Origin of the sequence: Xanthomonas sp. NCPPB 1128 (assembly GCF_001043115.1) — a bacterium.
Lineage (GTDB): Bacteria > Pseudomonadota > Gammaproteobacteria > Xanthomonadales > Xanthomonadaceae > Xanthomonas_A.
This window is the reverse complement of record NZ_LFME01000039.1, coordinates 19826-41925: the sequence shown is the minus strand read 5'-3', so window position 1 is coordinate 41925 and position 22100 is coordinate 19826. Positions and strand designations below refer to the sequence as shown.

The window sequence follows — 22100 nt, the reverse complement described above, 5'->3', positions numbered from 1 at the left end:
GAGCGGGGGTTGGGGTGAGGGTCGGTCCGCGCCACACAGCACTACTCCTCCCAATCCCGAACCCACGCTCGACGGCGTGTGCGCGTGTACGAAGGAGACCTGCCCGCCAGCGCCTCCCTCCCTGCCACCCAGCGAGGGCGCAATGCGTCCATGCGCACGGCACACTGCCCCATCCCCAGAAGAGGGGTTGGGATTTCCTGTGCGTTGCGACCTTCTGCGCGCCTAGTCCTGCGGATCGGTCAGCAGCGCGAACAGCGACTGCCCGTCCGGTGCGATCAGGTCGCTGACCGCCCAGCAGCCGTTGCCGCGGCGCTGCAGTTCGATCTTGACCGAGCGCGCCCGCGCGGCACGGCCGCCGAGCGCGAGCCGGTAGTCCATCCGCACCTCCACCTCGGTGGCCTGCGAACCGCCCGCGACCAGGGTGAAGGTCGGCGCGCCCTGGATGTCGCCGTCCTGCGCGCTGGTCCACGGATCGAAGTCCAGGCGACACACGCCCTCGCGCGCGGCGCAACGCTGGTCGGCCTGCAGCGCGTGCGCGAAGGACGGCGTCAGCAACCCGTCCAGGTTCTGCGGCTGCCAGTAGAAATCGCGCGCCTTGTACAGACGCTCGGCCATCTGCAGCGGCGTCGCGCATGCCGGCGGCTGCGCCGCGGCGAGCGCCGGCGACAAGGCAAGCAGGGTCAGAAGGGCTAAACGGCGATGCATGGGCGGCTCCGGCGATCGGGGCCGGCTATGAAGCCCTGTTCGCGGCGTCGACGCAAGCGCCGGGCATCTACATGGCGAACAAACATCGCGCGCCGTCGCCAAGTCGGCACGGACGCTATACAGGACCCGCAGTGGACGCGTGATCCGTGAGGATTGCGCGCGCCCCCCACGCCCGCCTGAACTGCGTCGCGCTATTGCTTGCCGCGCAAAAAAAGAGGAGCCGGCGAACCGGCTCCTCGTCCTCCTGCCGCATTGCCAGATGGCAATCCGGCTCACGCGGCCTTGACTGGCGCATAGCCGTCGAAGGTCATGCTCGCCGATGCCCGTCCCTGGGTCAGCGAGCGCAACGCGGTGGCATAGGCCTGCAGTTGCGCCAACGGCGCCTGCGCGACGACCTCGGCATGGGCTCCGCGCTCTTCGATCGCCACGACGCGTCCCTCGCGCCGCTGCAGATCGCCGAGCACGTCGCCGACGCTGCTCGCCGGCGTCTCGATCGCCAAGGCCATCACCGGCTCCAGCAGCAGCGTGCTGGCCTGCGCCAGCGCCGCCTTCACCGCTTCGGACGCCGCGCGCTGGAACGCCAGGTCCGACGAATCCACCGCATGCGCCTGGCCATCGACCAGCACCACCTCCACGCCGACCACTGGATGGCCGAGCGGGCCTTGCGCCAGCGCCGCCCGCGCCCCCTTCTCGGTGGCGGCAACAAAGGCCTTGGGCACCACGCCGCCACGGCTGCGGTCGACGAAGCTCACCGCACCGTCCGCGCGCGGCAGCACATCCAGCACCACCTGCGCGAACTGGCCCTGGCCGCCGTTCTGCTTGGACAACCGTGCGGCCACGCCCAGCGCGGCCGCACGCGGCGTTTCCTGGTAGGCCACGCGCGGCGCACCGGTGCGCACGTCCACGTGCCACTCGCTGCGCAGCCGCTCCACCATCACCTCCAGGTGCAGCTCGCCCATGCCCCAGATCACCGCCTCGCCGGTCTCCGGATCGCTGTCGACGCGGAACGAGGGGTCCTCCTGCGCCAGCCGCGCCAGGCCCTGTCCCAGCCGCACCAGCTCGGCCGCGTTGGCCGCACCGAGCCGCCACGCCAGCACCGGCGGCTGCGTGCGGATGCGTTCCAGCACCCACCGCGCATCCACGCCGCTGAGCGTCTCGCCGCTGACCGCGTCCTTCCAGCCGAGCACGGCGACGATCTCGCCGGCCTGCGCCTGCGCCACGTCGTGGGTCCGCTGCGCCTGCACCACCGCCAGCCGCCCGACCCGGCGCGGCCGCCGCGCATGCGAGGTCCACACCGTGTGGCCGACGCGCATGGTGCCCGAATACACACGCACGAAGGCCAACGGGCCCTGCGCGGTATGCGCGAACTTGAACACCAGCGCCGCCAGCGGGCCGGATGGATCCGGCGCCAGCAGCATGTCGTGCCCGTCCTCGGCATCGGTGTCCGCGTCGGCGCGGGCGGCGACCGGCGGGCGGTCCAGCGGCGACGGCAACCAGTCGACGATCGCGTCCAGCAACGGCTCGATGCCCTTGCGCTTGAACGCCGATCCGGCCAGCACCGGCACGCCGGCGCCGGCCAGGGTGGCCCGGCGCAACGCGGCGCGCAGCAGGTCGGCGTCGATCGCGCGCTCCTCGAGATAGGCCTGCGCCAGCGCCTCGTCGTGTTCGGCCACCGCGGCGATCAATTGCTCGCGTGCGTCCGCGAAACCGGCTACCTCCTCGGCATGCCAGGCGCGCGTGTGCAGTTGCCCATCGTCGTCCCAGGTCAGCATGCGGCCGCCAACCAGGTCGCTCCAGCCGTCGAAGCCGGAATCGCCCGGCACCGGCACGCCGACCGCCCAGACCGTCGCGTCGAGCTTGCTGCGCAACTGCGCCAGTACGCCGTCGAAGGACGCGCCGGCCCGGTCCATCTTGTTGACGAACGCGAGCATCGGCACGCCGTGGCGACGCGCCTGCCGCCATACGGCTTCGGATTGCGGCTGTACGCCGTCGACCGCGGAGAACACTGCGACCGCGCCGTCGAGCACGCGCAAGGAACGTTCCACCTCGATCGCGAAATCGATGTGTCCGGGGGTATCGATCAGGGTCAGGCGATGCGTCGGCTGTCCGGCCGGCGCCCACTGCACCTGCACCGCGGCCGCGCCGATGCTGATGCCGCGCGCGCGTTCGATGTCCGAGAAGTCGGTGGTGGCGGCACCGTCGTGGACTTCGCCGAGACGGTGAATCGCACCGCCGGCCCACAGCAGGCGTTCGGTGAGGGTGGTCTTGCCGGCGTCGATGTGGGCAATGATGCCGAGGTTGCGCCAGCGGGATAGGGTTTGGGTGTTCATGAGAGAGGTTCCACATTGCCAACACTGGGGAAGCCGCATGCCCCGGTTGGCGAGGCGGGCATGCGGCTAGGTTTCGGGTTCGGCGGCGTAGTGCATGGCACGTTCTCCTTGGCGTGTCGGAACGGTGGAACAGCGAAAAACAGGCAATAAAAAAGCACCCGTCGGGTGCTTGTCTGCGTCGGATCGGCGATGGCCGGCGTTAGCGCACGGCGTCGACCACTCCTTCAGGCAGGCGCACCCGGCCTGCGCTGACGCGCAGGGCGTTGGGCAATATCAGCAGCGGTGCGTGGGCCATGGCGGCGTGGACGTTCGGGTGGAAACTGGGCCGCAAGTCTGAACCTGCGCGCTGGCCTGGTCAATGTGGCCAGCGCAGCGCTGCTGGAACGGTGAGAGATGCTGCGTGCAACGTGCGACCTATCGCGGCGTCATGCCAGGTCCATTGCGCACGGCGCAGCGTCACACGCTCCAGATCTCGCCGAACACCCGTTCGAAGTTCAGGCCCAGCACTTTTTCGGCGACGCGGGCACCGTAACCCTGGCGCAGCAACGCGTCGGCGACGCGTTCGAGCTTGCGCGGGGTATTGGCGTCGGGCAGATAGGGCAAGCGGTTCTCGCCCGGGGCGCCGATGCCGTCGCGACGGCGCTGCACCAGGTCCGCCTCGAAGGCGCGCCGGTCCTGCGCGGTGATCGGGAAGAACAACGAATCGGTGCCGATGCCGACATGGTCCTCGCCGCACACGTCCAGGGCGTGCTGCAGGTGGCGCATGTAGTCGGCCAGCTGCGGTTGACGGCTGTCCTCGGTCAGGAACGGCAACATGTACACGCCCATCACCCCGCCCTTGTCGGCCAGCGCGCGCAGTTCGGCATCCGGCTTGTTGCGCGGATGCGCGAACACCGCGGCGCAACCGGCATGGGTGATGACCGGCGGGCGCTGCGACAGGGCGATGCCGTCGCGGGTGGTCTGCAGGTTGCAATGGCTCAGATCCAGCGCCACCCCTAGCCGGTTCATGTGCGCGATCGCATCGCGGCCGAGCGCGGTGACGCCGCCCGTGTCGCCGTCCAGGCAACCGACGCCGAACGGCGTGGTGCGGTTGTAGGTCAGTTGCATGACCCGCACCCCGAGCTGGCGGAACAGCTCGATACGCGCGGGCTTGTCCTCCAGCATCGCCGCCGACTCGAAGGAGAAGATCAACGCGACGCGCCCCTCGCGCTTGGCTCGGCGCAGGTCGGCCGGCTGCAGCACCTTGAGGAAGTGCTGCGGATAGCGCTCGACCAGTGCCTGCGCGGCGGCGATGTCCTGGACGGCGGTCTCGAAGCCGCCGGACGCACCGCCCAGCGTGGTCTTCAGCACAGACACGCCGGAGTCGCGCAGTTGCTGCAACAGCTGCGGCGCATCCGCGCCAGCGAACACCTCCCCGATCGACGCCAGGGCATTGGCATCCAGCACCAATGCGCGCCGGTACAGCACAGCGGCGCCGCTCGCATCGGCCGCGTCCGCGATGGCGGCCCCTGGCAGCAGGCCGGCCACGGCGCCCGCGGCAGCGGCGCCCAGGCATTGCCGTCGCGTCCATCCCTTGCTCATCGCCTCGTTCCCCGGTGCGTCCTGCGGTGTCGGCCTACATGCGTGCCGCGCGCGCGATGCGGCGCGCGCGAGGCACCATACCGCAAACGCACCCCACCCCACCACGTGGCGCGGCGCCCGCATGGATTTCGTGGCGCCGGCCTCCTATCATCCGCCGACACTTCCAGGACGGCCGCCCATGACCACCCCGCAGATGTCGGTGTATTTCTTCCTGCAGGCGGCGGCGATCCTGCTGGCGTGCCGCCTGGTCGGCCTGCTGGCCAAGCGCCTGGGCCAGCCGCAGGTGGTCGGCGAGATGATCGCCGGCGTCGCGCTGGGGCCGTCGCTGTTCGGCGCGCTGCTGCCGGACCTGCAGCAGGCGCTGTTCCCGAAGCCGACCCTGGACATGCTGTACGTGGCCGCGCAGCTCGGCGTGGGCCTGTACATGTTCCTGGTCGGCACCGATTTCCGCGGCGAGCACTTCCGCACGCGCTACCGCAGCGCGATGGGCGTGTCGCTGGCCGGCATCGCCGTGCCGTTCGTGCTGGCCTTCGTGCTGGCGCCGTGGCTGCTGCACGTGCCGGGGCTGTTCTCGGCCAAGGCCAAACTGCTGGAGGCCTCGCTGTTCCTGGGCGCGGCCATCGCCATCACCGCGTTCCCGATGTTGGCGCGGATCATCCACGAGCGCGGCCTCACCGGCAGTCCGCTGGGCACACTGGCGCTCACCGCCGGCGCGGTCGACGACGCCGCGGCCTGGTGCATCCTCGCAGTGGTGCTGGCCAGCTTCGGCGGCAGTTGGGGCAGCGCCTATCTGGCGATCGGTGGCGGCGTGGGCTACGCACTGTTCATGATGCTGGTCGGCCGCCACTGGCTGCGCCGCCTGGCCGACCACGTGCGCCCCGACCAGCCGCTGAGCGCCGGCGTGCTGGCGGTGGTGCTGATGCTGTTCTGCGTCAGCGCCTGGGCGATGGACGCGATCGGCATCCACGCGGTATTCGGCGGCTTCCTACTCGGCGCCTGCCTGCCCAAGGGCGCGCTGACCGAGAAGCTGCGCGAGCAGTTGCAGCCGTTCGTGGTGGTGTTCCTGCTGCCGATGTTCTTCACCTTCTCCGGGCTCAAGACCGAGTTGAGCGTGCTGCTGGACCCGCAGATCCTGCTGGCCGCCGGCGTGGTGCTGCTGGCCTCGTTCCTGGGCAAGGGCATCGCCTGCTGGGCCGCGGCACGGATCAGCGGCGAGAACAACCGCAATGCGATGGCGATCGGCGCGCTGATGAACGCGCGCGGCCTGATGGAGCTGATCATCATCAACATCGGCCTGCAGGCCGGGGTGATCGAACAGGGCCTGTTCTCGATCCTGGTGCTGATGGCCATCACCTCCACGCTGATGGCGACCCCGCTGTTCAACTGGGTGATGCGCCGCGCGGGCGGCGACGCGCTGCCGGCGGTGGCTGGCGGGAGATCCTGAGGCACGCAGGCGCTCGACGGCGGCATCGCCGCAGCGCTGCATCCGGCGCAGACCCGGTTCACTGCGCAAAACGGCTGCAGGCACTGCAGCCGCAGCTCACGACGCGCAGGTCAGGCCCGCTGCAAACGACTACGGGAATAAGCGCGCGGTCAGAGCGGCGTCAGCCGCCACAGTCCATAGGGATTGGCGAACAGGTCGCCGGGCTGGAACTGGGTGCTGGCCTCGGCCTGGATCCGGTAGCGCGGCGCGTCTGCCGCGACCGAGAAGGTATGGCCCTCGCGCACGTCGGGCGCTTCGTTGAACAGGTAGGAAGTGAAGGTGTGCAGCAGGCCGACTGGATCGGATGCTGCCTGCGCCGCGACGATCGCGTCCTTCATGCCGAACTGGTGCATGCCGCAGGAATGGACCTGCTCGCCGGTGATGTTCAGCACATAGGCGCGGTGGGCGCTGCCTAGCGACAGGTCCGCGCACAACTGCCGCCAGTCGGCCGGACTGTGGGCGACGCCACTGCTCTCGACCTTCACCCCCAGACCGCCGGCGTCCAGCAACGCCGCAGCCGCGCGCATCATCGTCTCGGCGCGCACCCGCGAGCCGCCGGCACCGATCAGGTAGACGACCGACGCATGCGTCCCGATGCGCGCCATGTCCGCCGAGCCGCGCCAGTGCGGCGCGGCCGCGGCGAACGCGGCGGCCATGCGTGCATCGTGCGGCTCGTACTGCAGCTCGCAGGCCTCGCCGCTGTCCATGTGCATCAGCACCTGCCCGGCGAACAGGTAGCCGCCGCTGTCCTGGACGATGCGCGCGAGCAGATCGGATCGATCCGGCCATGGGCCGGGAATGCAGAGCACGATCCTGGGGGTTTCGATCATGGGTCATGGCTCCTTGCCATCAAGGGGTTTGCACGCGCATGCGTCACCGGCTTGCCGCCGCGACGACGCGCCGGCCGCGGGCGATGCCACTCAGGTCAGCGCCGTCATCACGCCCTTGCGGTAGGCCGGACGCTGCTGCAGGCGTTGGTACCAGGCGTGCAGGTGCGGCAGCGCCGGGCGTTCGATCGGCATCTCGAACCAGGCATAGACGAAGCTGCCGAGCGGGATGTCGCCCATCGCGAAGTGCTCGCCCGACAGCCACGGCTGCGGCGCCAGCGCGGCATCGGCGGTGCGCAGCAGTTCGGCCGATTGACCCAGCGCGGCGGCGATCCTGGCGGCGTCGCGCTGTTCCGGTGCCGTGCGCAGCACGCCCCAGAACAGATCGCGGAAGGCGCCGGCGAAGCGCGAGGTGGTCCAGTCCATCCACTTGTCGCCCTGTGCCCGCAACGCCGGGTCCTGCGGATAGAGCGTGCCCGGTGCGTAGCGCGCGGCGAGGTAACGCACGATCGCATTGGACTCCCACAGCACCAGGCCGTCGTCCTCGATCGCGGGCACCAGGCCATTGGGATTGAGCGCGCGATAGGCCGGCGCGTCGTTGCCGCCGAACGCGCCACCGATCTCGATCGATTGGTACGCCACCCCGGCTTCCTCGGCGCACCACAGCACCTTGCGTACGTTGCTCGAGTTGTGGCGGCCCCAGATGGTCAGCATGTCGGCGCTCCGGTTGCGATTGCCGAATTCTACGCCGGCCCGCCGCGCGAGCGCCCAGTGCAGACCCCGGGGCGGCAACCACTGCAGGCGGACGACAGCAGGCGACCGATCAAGGGTGGGCGGTCCTCCACGTGCGCGCCGCCCCATTCCGATTCGGATATCGCACGGCCGATTTACGTGATTGGTCGGCGCTGCGCGGCGGCCCTATCCTGCCCGCTACGGCCTGGCGTGCATGTGTTCGCCGGGCACCGGACGCATCGCTCCATTGCCGACCTCCCGCCCATGCACGCATCCGTTCGTTCCCCGGCCTCGCGGCTGCTGCTGTCCCTCTCTCTCGCCGCCTGCACCGGCACCGCGATCGCCGCCGATCGCCTCATCGTCGACCTGGGGCAGGACACCGGCCCGTTCCATGGCGGTGCATCCGGCAGTCTCTACGGCCTCTACGACGCGCGCCTGCCGTCCCCGAACCTGGTCGAGGGCATGGGCCTGCGCAGTGTGGCGACCAAGGCACAGGACGGGCTGCAACATCCCGGCGCCGATGCGCTGGAAGTGATCCGTTCGCTCGCCACCGGCTCCGGGGGCGAGACCTACATCTACATGACCGACATCCACCGCGGCTTCCCCTACCGCTGGACGCAGGGCGACTGCGCGCAGTCCGTGGCGCATTACCTGGACGAGATCGCGCGTCAGGTCGAACAGGTCAAGGCGCTGCCCGCGCAGTACCGGCAGCACGTGGTGTTCGTGCCGTTCAACGAGCCCGAAGGCAACATGTTCGCCAAGGCCGCCGTGCCGGGGCATGCGGGTCCGGACAGCTGCAACGGCGTGGATTGGCGCAGCGACCCGAGCGCCTATTTCGACGCCTGGGACCGTGCGTGGCGACGCATCCACGCCATCCTCCCCGACGCGCGCATCGCCGGCCCCAACACCAGCATCCTGTTCGACCAGGACAAGGGCTTCCTGCAGCATGCGCTGCGCGCGGGCACCCTGCCCGACGTGGTCACCTGGCACGAACTGACCGATCCGGCCTCGCTGTCGCGCAGCGTGGCCCGCTTCCGCGGCTGGGAACAGGAACTCTTCGCCGGGACAGCGCTGGCCGGCCGGCACCTGCCGATCAACATCGACGAGTACGCGTTCAACTACCACACCTCCGTGCCGGGACAGATCGTGCAGTGGGCGGCAGCGATCGAAGCGGCCAAGGTCGATGCCGACCTGGCGTACTGGAACATCGACGGCAATCTGAGCGACTCGGCCGTTCAGGCCAATCGCGGCAACGGCCAGTGGTGGCTACTGAACGCCTACGCCGCGATGCGCGGCATGCACACCGTGGCGGTGACGCCCCCGCATCCCGGGCAGGACGACAGCCTGCAGGCGGTGGCCGCGTTCGACCCGCAGCAGCTGCAGGCGCGTGTCCTGTTCGGTGGCAGCAGCGGGCCTGCCACGCTGTCGTTGACCCGAATTCCGAACGCCTCGTTCGGCGAGCGGGTGCGCGTGGTCGTGCGCGAAATCCCCTGGACCGGGCAGCTCGGCGACGCCGCCGCGCCACGCCTGATCGCGGACGTGCAGGTGCCGGTGGTCGCGGGCCGCATCGATCTGGACTTCGGCCGCGGCGCGTTGCCGACGCTGAGCGCCGAATCGGCCTACAGCCTGGTGGTCATGCCCGGCATGCACGGCGGCCCTGCACAACCGCCGGCACTGCGCTGGCAGCAGCGGTACGAAGCAGAGGACGCCGCGCATCACGGCAGCGGCTACGAACGGCGCGGCCCGGAAGGCTCGCCGCAGGCGCTCGATCGCTTCTTCACCTCCGGCCGCTACGCCGTCGGCGGATTCGCCAGCGCGCGCGACGTGCGCCTGGACTTCGCCATCAAGGTGCCACAGGACGGTCTGTACGATCTGCGCATCCTCGCCAACAGTTTCAACCAGGATCCGCTGGTCGCCACGCTCGGGCCGACCAATGTCTTCGTGCGCGTCGACGGGGATGCGGCCAGCGAACGCGAGGTGATGCTACCGCTGGGCTACAAGCCGGTGGTGTGGGATCACGCCGACCTGCGCATCGCGTTGGCCGCGGGCCGCCACGTGCTCAGCATTGCGAGTGCGAGTGCGGATGACCGCCGACACACTCACGGCAATGCACTGATCGATCGCATCACGTTGTCGCTGCCCGATCCCGCTGCCGACACGCAGGTCTACGAGGCCGAACTCGCCACGCTGGCGGGCGGTGCGCAGGCGCGCTATGACCGCGACGACGTCTCCGGCGCCGGCGCAGTGGCGCTGCCCGCCGGCGCCTCCGCCACGTTCTGGGTGTATGCGCCGCAGGAAGGATTGGCGCCGCTGTCGGTGGATCTGGCCACGCCCGGCGCGCTGTCGGTCGCCGTCAACGGCCAAGCACTGCAGTTTCCCGTGCAGGCGGTGTTCCTGATGGGCGGGCTCAACAAGATCGTGGTCGGCGGCAGCGCCGGGCGCCCGTTGCTGGATCGCCTGCGGGTGGGCTCCGGCGCCGTGCTCGGTCCGCGCTACGAAGCCGAGCAGGCGGACATCGCCGGCAGCGCGCATCGCACCCAGGCCACCCTCGCCAGCGGCGGCGCCGCGGTGACCGGCATCGGTGGCGAACCCGGCAACGGCAATACGCTCACCTTCGACGCGGTCATGGTCGAGCGCGCCGGTCCTTACATGCTGACCCTGCGTTACGCCAACGACGAGCAGTCGAAGGCGAGCCACTACAATCCGGATCCGCTGGCGCGCATCGGGCGCATCCGCGTCAACGGTGCGCCGCCGATACTGGCGACCTTCCCGCACAGCTTCCACCACAACAACTGGTGGGAACTGAGCGTGCCGGTCGCATTGCACGCCGGGCGCAATCGCATCCAGATCTCCGGCGAAGAAGTCCCCGACGCCGACGGCGTCCATTACATCTCGCAACGTGCACCGGACATCCTGCTGCGCTCGCGGTATGCACCGGACATCGACTGGATCGCGGTCACCCCGCTGCAGGCCGATGCGGCGCCATCGGCACCTCGCTAGCGAGCGCGCCGTGGCGCGTGGCGATGCTCACCGCCACGCGCTGCCATCCGTCAGGCAACCGCATCCATCGCCGGCAGGCGCCGGCTCAACAACCGCTGCAGCAGGCAGAACAGCAGCAGCAGACCGCCGATCACGATGCGCGTCCACCATGAGCTGAGCGTGCCGTCGAACACGATCAGGGTCTGGATCGCGCCCAGGATCAGCACGCCGAACAGGGTGCCGATCACGTAGCCGCTGCCGCCAGCAAGCAGCGTGCCGCCGATCACCACCGCGGCGATGGCATCCAGCTCCAGCCCCTGCGCGTGCAGGCTGTAGCCGGACAGCATGTAGAACGTGCACACCACCCCGGCCAGCGCCGAGCAGAAGCCGCTGAAGGCGTAGACGCGCACCTGCGTCGCCTCCACCGGCAGGCCCATCAACCGCGCCGAAGCCTCGCTGCCGCCCAGCGCGTACACGCAGCGGCCGAAGCGGGTGCACTGGGTCAGCCACATGCCCAGCGCCACCATCGCCAGCGCGATCAGCGCGCCGACCGACAGCGACGCGCCGCCGCCGAGCGGCAGCCGCGCCTGCGCGATCGCGGTGTACAGCGGGTCGGTGATGGGGATCGAATCGACGCTGATCAGGTAACTGGCGCCGCGCGCCAGGAACATGCCGGCCAGGGTGACCACGAACGGTTGCAGGCGGTAGCGCTGGATCAGCAGGCCCATACCGGCACCGAAGACGCTGCCGAGCAGCAGCACCAGCGGGATCGCCGCCAGCGGCGACCAGCCATGGCGCTCGACCAGCGACGCCGACAGCACTGTGCTGAAGGCCAGCACCGCGCCCACCGACAGGTCGATGCCGCCGCTGAGGATCACCAGGCTCATGCCAACCGCGGCGATGCACAGAAAGGCATTGTCGATCAGCAGATTGGCCAGCACCTGCGGCGCCAGGAAGCCGTCGTAGAGCACGCCGCCGGCCGCGAGCATGGCCACGAACAGCGCCACGGTGATCGCCAACGGCAGGCGCGCGCCCTGCAGCATCCCTGTCGCCTTGCGCAGGCCGGACACCGCCGGGCGTGGAGCCGCCGCACTCATGGCCGCACCTGAGGCGGCGGCCGCCGGATCCAGCCGCGCAGGTGGGCGCGGAAGATCGGCGATTGCAGCAGCATCACCGCGAACACCAGCAACGCCTTGATCAGCATGGTGACCTGCGCCGGCACGCCGAAGGCGTAGATGGTCGCGGTCAGGGTCTGGATGATCAGCGCGCCGATCACGCTGCCGGCCAGGCTGAAGCGGCCGGCGTCGAGCAGGGTGCCGCCGAGGGTGACCGCGAGGATCGCGTCGAGTTCCATCAACTGCCCGGCGTTGTTGGCGTCGGCGCTCTTGACGTTGGAGCTGATCAGCAACCCGGCGAGGCCGGCGCTGAACGCGCAGAACACGTACAGCAGCACCGCGATCAGCCGCGCACGCACGCCCGCCACCCGCGCCGCGCGCGGGTTGTGGCCGATGGCGCGCACGAACAGGCCAAGCGCGGTGCGCCCCAGCAGCAGTTGCAACGCCACGAACACCGTCGCGACCACGAACAAGGCGAACGGCAGGCCGAGCAGGAAGCCGTTGCCGAGGTAGAAATACGGCGGGTAGTAGATGGTCAGGATCTGCCCGTCGCCGATCAATTGCGCGATGCCGCGCCCGGCCACCATCAGGATCAGCGTGGCGATGATCGGCTGCATGCCGACCTTGACCACCAGCAGGCCGTTCCACAGCCCGCACAGCGCCGCCACCAGCAGCGGCGCCAGCAGCACCGCCCACAGCGGGAAGCGGCTGTGTTCGCCGCCGCCGATCATCCATGCGGCCACCGTCGCGGCGATCGCCACCACCGCACCGACCGAGATGTCCAGGCCGCGCACCGCGATCACCAGGGTCATGCCCATCGCCACCAGCGCCAGCGGCGCGGCGCGGTTGCCGATGTCGACCAGGCTGCCGTACAGGTGGCCGTCGCGCCATTGCAGGCTCAGGAAGCCGGGGTCAAACACGCCATTGCCGAGCAGCAGTGCGGCCAGTGTCGCCAGCGGCCAGAACAGCGGATGCGCGCGCAGCCGCGCCGGCCAGCGCGGCGCGGTCGTATCGGGCGCGGCGGCGGCGCTCATGCGGCGCTCCCGGCGATCAGCTCGAAGATCGCGCGCTCGCCGCAGCCGCCGGGCAGTTCGCCGACCAGGCGGCGTTCGCGCAGCACCGCGATGCGGTCGGCGATGCGCGCGAGTTCGGCGACCTCGGCGGAGATGAACAGCACCGCCATCCCCTCGCGGGCCAGCGCCAGGATCCGGGTCATGATGTCCTGCTTCGCGGCGATGTCGATGCCGCGGGTGGGTTCGTCGAGGATCAGCAGCCGCGGCCGCGTCGCCAGCCAGCGCGCCAGCACCACCTTCTGCTGGTTGCCGCCGGACAGCAGCCCCACCGGCGTCTCCAGGCTGGCGGTCTTGATGCCCAGCACGTCCACATAGCCCTGCGCGATGCGCAGCTGCTCGGCCGGCGCCAGGAACCGGCGCAGGCCCATGCGCGCCTGCAAGGCCAGCACGATGTTCTCGCGCACCGACAGCTCGGCGACGATGCCCTCGGTCTTGCGCTCTTCCGGGCACAGCGCCAGGCCGTGGCGGATCGCATCGGGCGGGCCGCGCAAGGCCACGGCGCGGCCGTCGATCGCAACGCGTCCGCAATCGGCGCGGTCCAGCCCGAACAACAGCCGCGCCAGTTCGGCGCGGCCGGCGCCGAGCAGGCCGGCCAGGCCCAGCACCTGGCCGCGGCGCAGTTGCAGGTCGATCGGCTGCAACTGGCCGCGCCGGCCCAGGCCCTGCGCCTGCAGCAGCGGCGCCGCGTCCTCGGGCGCCGCGGCGCGCACCGTGGCGGCCGCGGCGCTGGCCGGGTCGAGCGCGCGCCCGACCATCGCCGCGACCAGTTGCGGTGCGGGCAGCGCGTCGGGGGTGTACTCGCCGACCAGGCGGCCGTTGCGCAATACGCTGATGCGGTCGGCCACTGCGTACACCTGATCGAGGAAGTGGGTGACGAACAGGATCGCCATGCCGGTCTCGCGCAGCGTGCGCATCACCCGGAACAACTCGGCCACCTCGCCTTCATCGAGGCTGGAGGTGGGCTCGTCGAGGATCAGCACCCGCGCCGATACGCCGACCGCACGCGCGATCGCCACCATCTGCTGCACCGCCACCGGATAGGCGCCCAGCGCGCGACGCACGTCGATGGCGATGCCCAGGCGCTGCAAGCCTGCCTCGGCCTCGCGTTCGACCCGGCGCCAGTCGATGCGCCGCGGCCAGCCGCGCAGCGGGTAGCGGCCGGCGAACAGGTTCTCGGCCACCGACAGGTTCGGGCACAGGTTCACTTCCTGGTACACGGTGCTGATGCCGAGCCGTTGCGCCTGCTGCGGCGAGGCCGGCGCGACGACCGCGCCGTCCAGCACGATGCGTCCGGCGTCGGCGGCGGTCACGCCGGTCAGCAGCTTGATCAGGGTCGACTTGCCAGCGCCGTTCTGGCCCATCAGCGCGTGGATCTCGCCGCCGCGCAGGCGCAGCGCCACCTCCTCCAGCGCGGCCACGCCAGCGTAGGCCTTGCTCAGTCCCTGCGCCTCCAGCACCAGCGGATGCATGTGCGCGCCCTCAGTACTTGCGCTTGGGCAGTTCGGCCGCGGCCTGGTCCTGGGTGTACACCGACTCCTCCACCACGATGCGCTTGGGCAGCGGCTTGCCGGCCTTGAGGTCGCGGATGGCCTGCACCAGTTGCGGGCCAAGCAGCGGATTGCATTCGACGGTGACGTTGAGCTTGCCGGCCTGCATCGCCTCGAACGCGCCCTTCACCCCGTCCACCGAGATCACCAGGATGTCCTTGCCGGGCTTCAGGCCGGCTTCCTCGATCGCCTGGATCGCACCGATCGCCATGTCGTCGTTGTGCGCGTAGAGCACGTCGATGTTGCGCCCTTCCGCTTTCAGGAACGCCTCCATCACTTCCTTGCCCTTGGCGCGGGTGAAGTCGCCGCTCTGCGAGCGCACGATCTGGAAGCGCGGGTGCGTGGCGAGGATTTCCTTGAAGCCCTGCATGCGGTCGATCGCCGGCGCCGAGCCGACAGTGCCCTGCAACTCGACGATGCGCACCGGCTTGTCGCCGTCCTTCAGCGGCGAGCGCTCGACCAGCCAGCGCGCCGCCTTGCGCCCTTCCTCGACGAAATCCGAGCCGATCAGGGTGACGTAGAGGCTGTCGTCGGACACCTTCACCGCGCGGTCGGTGAGCACCACCGGGATCTGCGCGGCCTTGGCCTCGCGCAGCACGGTTTCCCAACCCGACTCCACCACCGGCGAAAACGCGATCACGTCCACGCGCTGGGCGATGAACGAGCGCAGCGCCTTGATCTGGTTCTCCTGCTTCTGCTGCGCGTCGGAGAACTTCAGCTTCATGCCGGCATCGGCGACGGCCTGCTTGATCGAGGCGGTGTTGGCGGTGCGCCATTCGCTCTCGGCGCCGACCTGGCTGAAGCCGACGGTCAGTTGCCCGGGCGCCGTGTTCGCGTCCTTGCCGCCGCCGGAACAGGCGGCCAGCGCCATGCCCAGCAGTGCCACGATTCCCAGCGCTCGCATTCCCGACGTGTGCTTCTGCATAGCCCCTCCTCATTGATGGCACGCTGGCGGCGGACACGGCCCTGAGGCCGCGACGCGCCGCCCCCCCTCCCAGGCCCGGCGTGCGCTGGTTCGATCAGTTCATGGTGCGGACGTATAGGCGGTCTTGACCGTGGTGTAGAACTCCACCGCATACCGGCCCTGCTCGCGCGGGCCGTAGCTGGACGCCTTGCGCCCGCCGAACGGCACGTGCGGGTCGACGCCGGCGGTAGGCAGGTTGACCATCACCATGCCCGCCTGCGCGTGCCGCTTGAAATGCGTGGCGTACTTCAACGAGCGCGTGGCGATGCCGGCGCACAGGCCGAACTCGGTGTCGTTGGCCAGGGCCAGCGCGTGGTCGTAGTCGTCGGCCACCAGCACCGCGGCGACCGGGCCGAACACTTCCTCGCGGGCGATGCGATGCTGTGGCTGCGCCGCGACCAGCGCCGGGCGCAGGTAGTAGCCGCGATGCGCGCACTCGAGCGCCTCACCGCCGTACAGCAGTTCGGCGCCTTCCTCGCGGGCGATGCGCAGGTAGTCGCGGTCCTGCTCGAACTGGCTGGCGCTGGCCACCGGGCCGATGTCCACGCCCGGCTCCAGCGCGTGGCCGATCTTCAGTGAGGTCAAGCGCGTGCGCACACGCGCAACGAAATCATCATGCACCGCGCGTTCGACGATCAGCCGGCTCGACGCGGTGCAGCGCTGGCCGGTGGAGAAGTACGCGCCGTTGACCGCGATCTCCACCGCCAGGTCCAGATCGGCATCGGCCAGCACCACCAACGGATTCTTGCCGCCCATCTCCAACTGGATCTTCAGCCCGCGCTCGGCGGCCTGCTTCAGCAGCCGGTTGCCGGTAGGCACCGAGCCGGTGAAGCTCAGCGCATCGATGCCGCGCTCGGCGACCAGCGCCTGGCCGACCGTGCTGCCGCTGCCGAGCACCAGGTTGAATGCGCCGTTGGGCAGGCCCGCGCGGCTGAGGATCTCGGCCAGCGCCCAGGCGCAGCCGGGCACGATCTCCGCCGGCTTGAACACCACGGTGTTGCCATAGGCCAATGCCGGCGCGATCTTCCACGCCGGGATCGCCAGCGGGAAATTCCACGGCGCGATGATGCCGACCGTGCCGACCGGCTCGCGGGTGATCTCGACGTTGACCCCGGGCCGCGTAGAGGCCAGCGTCTCGCCGGGAATGCGCAAGGCCTCGCCGGCGAAGAACTTGAAGATCTGCCCGGCGCGCGCCGCCTCGCCGATGCTCTCCGGCAGGGTCTTGCCCTCTTCCGATGCCAGCAGCGCGCCCAGTTCCTGCTTGCGCGCCAGGATCTCGCTGCCGACCGCGTCCAGCGCGTCGGCGCGCTGCTGTGGGGTGCTCGCGGCCCATGCCGACTGCGCCGCGTTGGCCGCGGCGATCGCCTCGCGCACCGTGGCCGCATCGACGCCGCCGGCTTCGCCGACCGGTGCCGTCAGGTCCGACGGATTCTCGTCGGGGGCGATGGCATCGCCGGCCACCCAGCGGCCGTCGATGTAGCTCTGGAAACGTCGGGTCATGCCTACCTCCGTGCGGTCTACAGCGCGCGCACGCCGCCCAGGGCGAATCCGCTGTCGACGCGCTGCAAGGGATTGACCAGCGCCGCGCCGAACTCGGGCAGTTCGATCTCGAAGCGGTCGCCGGGCTGCGCCTGCACGCCGTCGGCGAAGCTCAGCGTGGCGGTGCCGAAGAAATGCAGGTGTACGTCGCCGGGCACGCGGTGCGTGGCGTACTTGAAATGGTGGTACTCGAGATTGGCCAGCGAGTGGCACATGTTGGCCTCGCCGGTAACGAAGGGTTTCTCCCAGATCACCGCATCGCCGCGGCGGATGCGGCTGTGGCCGCGCAGGTCGCGCGGCAGGTCGCCGCAGCGCAGCTCCGGGCCGACCGCGCAGGCGCGCAGCTTGGAATGGGCCAGGTACAGGTAGTTCTGGCGCTCGGTGACGTGGTCGGAGAATTCGTTGCCCAGCGCGAAGCCGAGCCGGTACGGCACACCGTCGGCGCCGATCACGTACAACCCGACCAGTTCCGGCTCCTCGCCGCCGTCCAGGGCGAAGTCCGGCGACGGCAGCGGCGCGCCCGGCGCGACCAGAGTGCTGCCGTCGCCTTTGTAGAACCATTCCGGCTGCGCGCCGGGCTGGCCGTCGCGCGGGATGCCGCCGTCCACGCCAAGCTGGAAGATCTTCATCGAATCGGTGAGCGTGCCCTGCGCCGCCTGCTGCTGCAGGTTCTGGTGCATGGCATCGCGGGTCGCCGCGCTGCCCAGGTGGGTCAGGCCGGTGCCGGTGACGCGACAATGCGCCGGGTCCGGATGGGTCAACGGCGGCAGCACGCGGCCGTCGGCCAGCAAGGCGGCATAGTCGAGCACCCGCTCGCCACGCAGGTGCTGCGCATGCGCCTCCAGGCTGTCGCCAGCGGCCAGCGCCGCGTTGGCCAGCGCGTAGGTCGACGCCACCTCGCGCAGCAGCCGCACTTGGCGGCCGTCGTCTTCCACCACGCCGACGCCGGGCGTGCCGGCGTCATCGAGCAACTGGATCAATCGCATGAATCGGTCGCCTGTCGGAATGCGGGCGCGCAGCGCGCGGCGCGGGACACGCGCGACGCGATGCGCCCGTCCTATTCTGGCCGCACGACCTATATGCAACAAATATCGGTTTTGGCTTAAGGTATACGAACATTCGTATCTTTCCGAGCGCCATGTCCGCTTCCCCGCCCTGGTTCGTCCGCGCCCGCCTGAAGACCCGGCAATTGATGCTGCTGCTGGCGATCGAGGAGGAAGGCAACATCCACCGCGCCGCCGAGACCTTGAACATGTCGCAGCCGGCCGCGTCCAAGCTGCTCAAGGACCTGGAGGACATGCTGGCGGTGCCGCTGTTCGAGCGCCTGCCGCGCGGCATGCGCGCGACCTGGTACGGCGAGGCGATGATCCGCCACGCGCGCATCGCCCTGGCCAGCCTCGGCGAGGCTGGCGCCGAGATCGCCGCGCTGAAGGCCGGCTATGCCGGCAGCGTCGGCGTCGGCGCGATCGCCGGCCCGGCGATGAGCCTGCTGCCGTCCGCGCTGGCCCAGGTCGGCGCGCAGCATCCGCTGCTGCGGGTGGGCCTGCGCGTGGACGGCAGCGATGTGCTGCTCGAGCAACTGGCGCAGAACAAGCTCGACATCGTGGTGGCGCGGCTGTTCGCGCGGCACGACAAGCGCCACCTGCACTACCAGGCGCTGGCCGAGGAAAAGGTCTGCGCCATCGCCCGCCCCGGCCATCCGCTGCTGGCGGCGCCGGCGCCGACGCTGGCCGTGTTGGCCGATGCGCCCTGGATCGTGCCGCCGGACGGCAGCGTGCTGCGCCACCGTTTCGAACTGATGTTCCAGAACGCCGGGCTGGAGGCGCCCAAGCGGGTGATCGAGACCTCGGCGCTGGTGGTGCTGCCGCAGTTGCTGCGCCATGGCGACGCGCTGGCGGTGGTGCCGGAGGACGTGGCCCGGCATTTCGCCGACCACGGCAGCGTGGCGATCGTGCCGGTGGCGCTGTCCTGCCGCATGGACGCCTTCGGCCTGATCACCCGCCGCGACTGGCTGCTGTCGCCGGGCGCACGGATCGTGCTGCAGGCGCTGCAGGAGGCTGCGGCCACGGTCTACGGCGTCGCGGTGCCAGCGACAGATGCATCACCGCCGACGGACAGTGGATCGCGTCTTTCGTAGGAGCGGCTTCAGCCGCGACCAAGTGGTATCGGGAATGCCCGTCGCGGCTGAAGCCGCTCCTACGACAAGCACGGGTGTGCCGCGGCAAGCAGATTTCTGGAGGTGCCCTTCAGCCGCGCCTCGTAACGTGGAAACCACCCGTCACTCTCAGAACACAGCCGGTCGCGTCGGGACTGAAGTCCCTCCCACAACGTCGCTGCCCAGCAGCAGCGCTCAGCTTCTTGTGGGAGGGGCTTCAGCCCCGACAAGCGAAGCGGGACACCTCCCCCACTGGTGCCCTATCCGAACCTAAGCCCTCCCACGAGGCCAGACGCCCGACTGCCCTCAAGTCCAGCCGCCATCCACCACGAACTCCTGGGCGGTGATCGCGCGCGCCTCGTCCGAGGCCAGGAACAGCGCCATGCGCGCGATGTCCTCCGGCATCACCTTGTCCGGCAGGCACTGGTTGCGCGCCAGTTCGCGCTCGCCGGCCTCGTCCAGCCACAGGGTGACCTGGCGTTCGGTCATCACCCAGCCCGGGGTCAGCACGTTGATGCGGATCCGCGCCGCGCCCAGGTCGCGCGCCAGGCCGCGGGTCAGGCCGTTCACCGAGGACTTGGCGGTGGCATAAACCGGATAGCCGCCGGTCTTGCTCTGCCAGCCGGTGGAGCCGAGGTTGACGATGGAACCGCCACCCAGCCGCCGCATGCCCGGCACCACCGCCTGGATGGCGAAGAACGCCGCACGCTGGTTGATCGACACACAGCGCTCCCAATAGTCGGGGGTCACCGCCTCCAAGGCGTGGCGGTCGTCGCTGCCGACGTTGTTGAGCAGTACGTGGAAATCGCCCAGTTCGGCCGCCGCTGCGCCGATCGCCGCCTGCAGCGCGGCCACGTCGGTGACGTCGCAGCGGCGCCACCACGGCGCGGTCAGGCCGCCCGCGGCTAGCCGCTCGGCCAGCGCGGCACTGGGTTCGGCCGCGACATCGACGAAGGCCACCTGCGCACCTTGGGCGGCAAAGGCCTCCACCAGCGCGGCGCCGATGCCGGAGCCACCGCCGGTGATGAAGACGCGGCGCCCGCGCAGGCTGCCGTAGGTTGCGTTGCCGAGGGGGGAAGGAGCCGCGCTTGCCGAGTTGTCCATGCCATTTCGCTCTAGGTGGATAGGTTTTTGATATATGAAAACAAATATCCATTTGAAGATATTTGCTATTTTTCACGTATCAATATGCCCGCTAGCATGCCCGGCGTAAAGCATCCGGGGGCGGCTTGCGTTCAAGGCGGATCCCGGCGTCCTGGACTCGAGGAATCCGCCGACATGGGCTCACCCAGCAAACCGCCGCGCCGCAGCCAGGCGTGGTTCGGGCGCGAAGGCAAGCAGGGCTTCTACTACCGCAGCTGGCTCAAGAGCGCCGGCCATCCGCACGACATGTTCGATGGCCGCCCGGTGATCGGCATCTGCAACACCTGGTCGGAGCTGACCCCGTGCAACGGCCACCTGCGCGAGCTGGCCGAGCACGTCAAAAAAGGCGTGTACGAGGCCGGCGGGTTCCCGCTGGAGTTCCCGGTGATGTCGCTGGGCGAGACGCAGATGCGCCCCACCGCGATGTTGTTCCGCAACCTGGCCAGCATGGACGTGGAGGAATCGATCCGCGCCAATCCGCTGGATGGTGTGGTGCTGCTGATGGGCTGCGACAAGACCACCCCGTCCTTGCTGATGGGCGCGGCCAGCGTGGACCTGCCGACCATCGGCGTGTCCGGCGGGCCGTCGCTGTCGGGCAACTGGCGCGGGCAGCCGCTGGGCTCGGGCACCGGGGTGATCGAGATGTCGGAGATGGTCCGCGCCAGCACGCTGGGCCAGGACGAGTTCGTCGAGGCAGAAGCCTGCATGCAGCGCTCCAAGGGCAGCTGCATGACCATGGGCACGGCCTCGACCATGGCCAGCATGGTCGAGGCGCTGGGCATGTCGCTGCCGGAGAACGCGGCGATCCCGGCGGTGGACGCACGCCGCGCGCGGCTGGCGCGGCTCAGCGGGCGGCGCATCGTGCAGATGGTGGAAGAGGACCTGCGCATGTCGCAGATCCTCACCGCCGACGCCTTCGCCAACGCGATCAAGGTCAATGCGGCGATCGGCGGCTCGACCAATGCGGTGCTGCACCTGCTCGCCCTGGCCGGCCGCGTGGGCGTGCCGCTGCAGCTGGACGACTGGGACCGGCTCGGCTCGCGGCTGCCGTGCCTGGTGAATCTCAAACCGTCCGGCCAGTATCTGATGGAAGATTTCTACTATGCCGGCGGGCTGCCCGCGGTGATGCGCGAACTCGGCAGCGAACTGGCGCTGGACGTGCGCACCGTCAATGGCCGCACCCTGGGCGAGAACGTGGCCCAGGCGCCGTGCTGGAACCGCGAGGTGATCCACCCACTGGACGCGCCGGTCCGCGCGGAGGCCGGCATCGCCGTGCTGCGCGGCAACCTGGCGCCGGACGGCGCGGTGATCAAGCCCTCGGCCGCCTCGCCGCACCTGCTGCGGCATCGCGGCCGCGCGGTGGTGTTCGAGAGCATCGAGGACTTCAAGGCACGCATCGACGACGAGGCGCTGGACATCGACGCCGACTGCGTCATGGTGCTCAAGCACTGCGGTCCACGCGGCTACCCGGGCATGGCCGAAGTCGGCAACATGCCGCTGCCGCCGAAGCTGCTGCGCGCCGGCATCACCGACATGGTGCGCATCTCCGACGCGCGCATGAGCGGCACCGCCTACGGCACGGTGGTGCTGCACGCCTCGCCCGAGGCCGCCGCCGGCGGCACCCTGGCGCTGGTGCGCGACGGCGACATCATCGAACTCGACGTGCCGGGCCGCGCGCTGCACCTGGAAGTCAGCGACGAGGAACTGCTGCGCCGGCGCAGCGAATGGACACCGCCACCGGCGCCGACGCGCGGCTGGAGCAAGCTGTACGTGGAGCATGTGCAGCAGGCGCACCTGGGCGCGGACCTGGACTTCCTGGTCGGCGGCAGCGGCGACGCGGTGGCGCGCGATTCGCATTAGCGCCCGCAGCGAGAGGCTTCCACGAGTTTCGTAGGAGCGGCTTCAGCCGCGACAGGCGTTACCGATA

16 protein-coding genes are annotated in these 22100 nt (G+C 70.0%); 4 read left to right on the top strand and 12 right to left on the bottom strand.

Features of this window, described 5'->3' with window-relative positions; genetic code table 11:
* Positions 1 to 222: 222 nt before the first annotated feature.
* The 3 genes from ACP93_RS18565 to ACP93_RS18555 all read right to left on the bottom strand — a co-directional run bounded on the left by ACP93_RS18565 (position 223) and on the right by ACP93_RS18555 (position 4616).
* Complete coding sequence (locus ACP93_RS18565; RefSeq protein WP_048492142.1) at positions 223 to 705, bottom strand: hypothetical protein; 483 nt, start codon at positions 703 to 705, stop codon at positions 223 to 225.
* A 272-nt stretch (positions 706 to 977) separates the two neighbouring features.
* Positions 978 to 3035: an elongation factor G gene (gene fusA, locus ACP93_RS18560; RefSeq protein ID WP_048492141.1), complete on the bottom strand. Its 2058-nt coding sequence runs from the start codon at positions 3033 to 3035 to the stop codon at positions 978 to 980.
* Between the two features lie 456 nt (positions 3036 to 3491).
* Positions 3492 to 4616, bottom strand: coding sequence for a dipeptidase (locus ACP93_RS18555; RefSeq protein WP_048492140.1), 1125 nt, complete (start codon positions 4614 to 4616; stop codon positions 3492 to 3494).
* A gap of 178 nt (positions 4617 to 4794) precedes the next feature.
* Between ACP93_RS18555 and ACP93_RS18550 the strand changes: the two genes are divergently transcribed.
* Positions 4795 to 6060 (top strand): cation:proton antiporter, encoded by a 1266-nt coding sequence (locus ACP93_RS18550; protein ID WP_048492139.1) that lies wholly within the window; start codon positions 4795 to 4797, stop codon positions 6058 to 6060.
* 149 nt (positions 6061 to 6209) lie between these two features.
* Here ACP93_RS18550 and ACP93_RS18545 read toward each other — a convergent pair whose 3' ends face one another.
* Together ACP93_RS18545 and ACP93_RS18540 are read right to left on the bottom strand one after the other, a co-directional pair.
* Entirely contained in the window at positions 6210 to 6929 is a 720-nt protein-coding gene (locus tag ACP93_RS18545; protein ID WP_048492138.1) for a DUF4261 domain-containing protein, read from the bottom strand.
* Positions 6930 to 7019: 90 nt separating this feature from the next.
* A complete protein-coding gene (locus ACP93_RS18540) occupies positions 7020 to 7640 on the bottom strand; it encodes a glutathione S-transferase family protein (protein WP_048492137.1) in 621 nt (206 codons plus the stop codon).
* Between the two features lie 282 nt (positions 7641 to 7922).
* On the opposite strand from ACP93_RS18540, the gene ACP93_RS18535 reads away from it, so the two are divergent.
* Positions 7923 to 10658 (top strand): carbohydrate-binding protein, encoded by a 2736-nt coding sequence (locus ACP93_RS18535; protein WP_048492136.1) that lies wholly within the window; start codon positions 7923 to 7925, stop codon positions 10656 to 10658.
* A gap of 50 nt (positions 10659 to 10708) precedes the next feature.
* Here the strand turns inward: ACP93_RS18535 and yjfF are convergent, their stop codons facing one another.
* The 6 genes from yjfF to araD1 form a co-directional block, all read right to left on the bottom strand.
* Positions 10709 to 11734: a galactofuranose ABC transporter, permease protein YjfF gene (yjfF, locus tag ACP93_RS18530; protein WP_048492135.1), complete on the bottom strand. Its 1026-nt coding sequence runs from the start codon at positions 11732 to 11734 to the stop codon at positions 10709 to 10711.
* On the bottom strand, positions 11731 to 12786 hold the full coding sequence (locus tag ACP93_RS18525) for an ABC transporter permease (protein WP_048492134.1): 1056 nt from the start codon (positions 12784 to 12786) through the stop codon (positions 11731 to 11733). Before ACP93_RS18525 ends, yjfF begins: the two co-directional genes overlap by 4 nt.
* A complete protein-coding gene (locus ACP93_RS18520; protein WP_048492133.1) occupies positions 12783 to 14294 on the bottom strand; it encodes a sugar ABC transporter ATP-binding protein in 1512 nt (503 codons plus the stop codon). Before ACP93_RS18520 ends, ACP93_RS18525 begins: the two co-directional genes overlap by 4 nt.
* A 10-nt stretch (positions 14295 to 14304) precedes the next feature.
* Positions 14305 to 15276 (bottom strand): ABC transporter substrate-binding protein, encoded by a 972-nt coding sequence (locus ACP93_RS18515; protein WP_204243722.1) that lies wholly within the window; start codon positions 15274 to 15276, stop codon positions 14305 to 14307.
* Positions 15277 to 15396: 120 nt separating this feature from the next.
* Positions 15397 to 16836 carry an aldehyde dehydrogenase family protein gene (locus tag ACP93_RS18510; protein ID WP_048492131.1) on the bottom strand — a complete coding sequence of 480 codons (1440 nt, stop codon included), beginning with the start codon at positions 16834 to 16836 and terminating at the stop codon, positions 15397 to 15399.
* A 17-nt stretch (positions 16837 to 16853) separates the two neighbouring features.
* Positions 16854 to 17861, bottom strand: coding sequence for an AraD1 family protein (gene araD1 / locus ACP93_RS18505; RefSeq protein ID WP_048492130.1), 1008 nt, complete (start codon positions 17859 to 17861; stop codon positions 16854 to 16856).
* Positions 17862 to 18013: 152 nt separating this feature from the next.
* Here araD1 and ACP93_RS18500 point away from each other — a divergent pair, with 152 nt between their 5' ends.
* Entirely contained in the window at positions 18014 to 19012 is a 999-nt protein-coding gene (locus ACP93_RS18500; protein WP_048492129.1) for a LysR family transcriptional regulator, read from the top strand.
* A 324-nt stretch (positions 19013 to 19336) separates the two neighbouring features.
* Here the strand turns inward: ACP93_RS18500 and ACP93_RS18495 are convergent, their stop codons facing one another.
* Complete coding sequence (locus ACP93_RS18495) at positions 19337 to 20134, bottom strand: SDR family NAD(P)-dependent oxidoreductase (protein WP_048492128.1); 798 nt, start codon at positions 20132 to 20134, stop codon at positions 19337 to 19339.
* Positions 20135 to 20308: 174 nt separating this feature from the next.
* Here ACP93_RS18495 and ACP93_RS18490 point away from each other — a divergent pair, with 174 nt between their 5' ends.
* Entirely contained in the window at positions 20309 to 22033 is a 1725-nt protein-coding gene (locus ACP93_RS18490; protein ID WP_048492127.1) for an IlvD/Edd family dehydratase, read from the top strand.
* Positions 22034 to 22100 lie beyond the last annotated feature (67 nt).

Bases quoted from the DNA above. Each gene is read 5' to 3' on its own strand.
- ACP93_RS18565 (WP_048492142.1), bottom strand. From the start codon at position 705: ATGCATCGCCGTTTAGCCCTTCTGACCCTGCTTGCCTTGTCGCCGGCG.
- fusA (WP_048492141.1), bottom strand. From the start codon at position 3,035: ATGAACACCCAAACCCTATCCCGCTGGCGCAACCTCGGCATCATTGCC.
- ACP93_RS18555 (WP_048492140.1), bottom strand. From the start codon at position 4,616: ATGAGCAAGGGATGGACGCGACGGCAATGCCTGGGCGCCGCTGCCGCG.
- ACP93_RS18550 (WP_048492139.1), top strand. From the start codon at position 4,795: ATGACCACCCCGCAGATGTCGGTGTATTTCTTCCTGCAGGCGGCGGCG.
- ACP93_RS18545 (WP_048492138.1), bottom strand. From the start codon at position 6,929: ATGATCGAAACCCCCAGGATCGTGCTCTGCATTCCCGGCCCATGGCCG.
- ACP93_RS18540 (WP_048492137.1), bottom strand. From the start codon at position 7,640: ATGCTGACCATCTGGGGCCGCCACAACTCGAGCAACGTACGCAAGGTG.
- ACP93_RS18535 (WP_048492136.1), top strand. From the start codon at position 7,923: ATGCACGCATCCGTTCGTTCCCCGGCCTCGCGGCTGCTGCTGTCCCTC.
- yjfF (WP_048492135.1), bottom strand. From the start codon at position 11,734: ATGAGTGCGGCGGCTCCACGCCCGGCGGTGTCCGGCCTGCGCAAGGCG.
- ACP93_RS18525 (WP_048492134.1), bottom strand. From the start codon at position 12,786: ATGAGCGCCGCCGCCGCGCCCGATACGACCGCGCCGCGCTGGCCGGCG.
- ACP93_RS18520 (WP_048492133.1), bottom strand. From the start codon at position 14,294: ATGCATCCGCTGGTGCTGGAGGCGCAGGGACTGAGCAAGGCCTACGCT.
- ACP93_RS18515 (WP_204243722.1), bottom strand. From the start codon at position 15,276: ATGCGAGCGCTGGGAATCGTGGCACTGCTGGGCATGGCGCTGGCCGCC.
- ACP93_RS18510 (WP_048492131.1), bottom strand. From the start codon at position 16,836: ATGACCCGACGTTTCCAGAGCTACATCGACGGCCGCTGGGTGGCCGGC.
- araD1 (WP_048492130.1), bottom strand. From the start codon at position 17,861: ATGCGATTGATCCAGTTGCTCGATGACGCCGGCACGCCCGGCGTCGGC.
- ACP93_RS18500 (WP_048492129.1), top strand. From the start codon at position 18,014: ATGTCCGCTTCCCCGCCCTGGTTCGTCCGCGCCCGCCTGAAGACCCGG.
- ACP93_RS18495 (WP_048492128.1), bottom strand. From the start codon at position 20,134: ATGGACAACTCGGCAAGCGCGGCTCCTTCCCCCCTCGGCAACGCAACC.
- ACP93_RS18490 (WP_048492127.1), top strand. From the start codon at position 20,309: ATGGGCTCACCCAGCAAACCGCCGCGCCGCAGCCAGGCGTGGTTCGGG.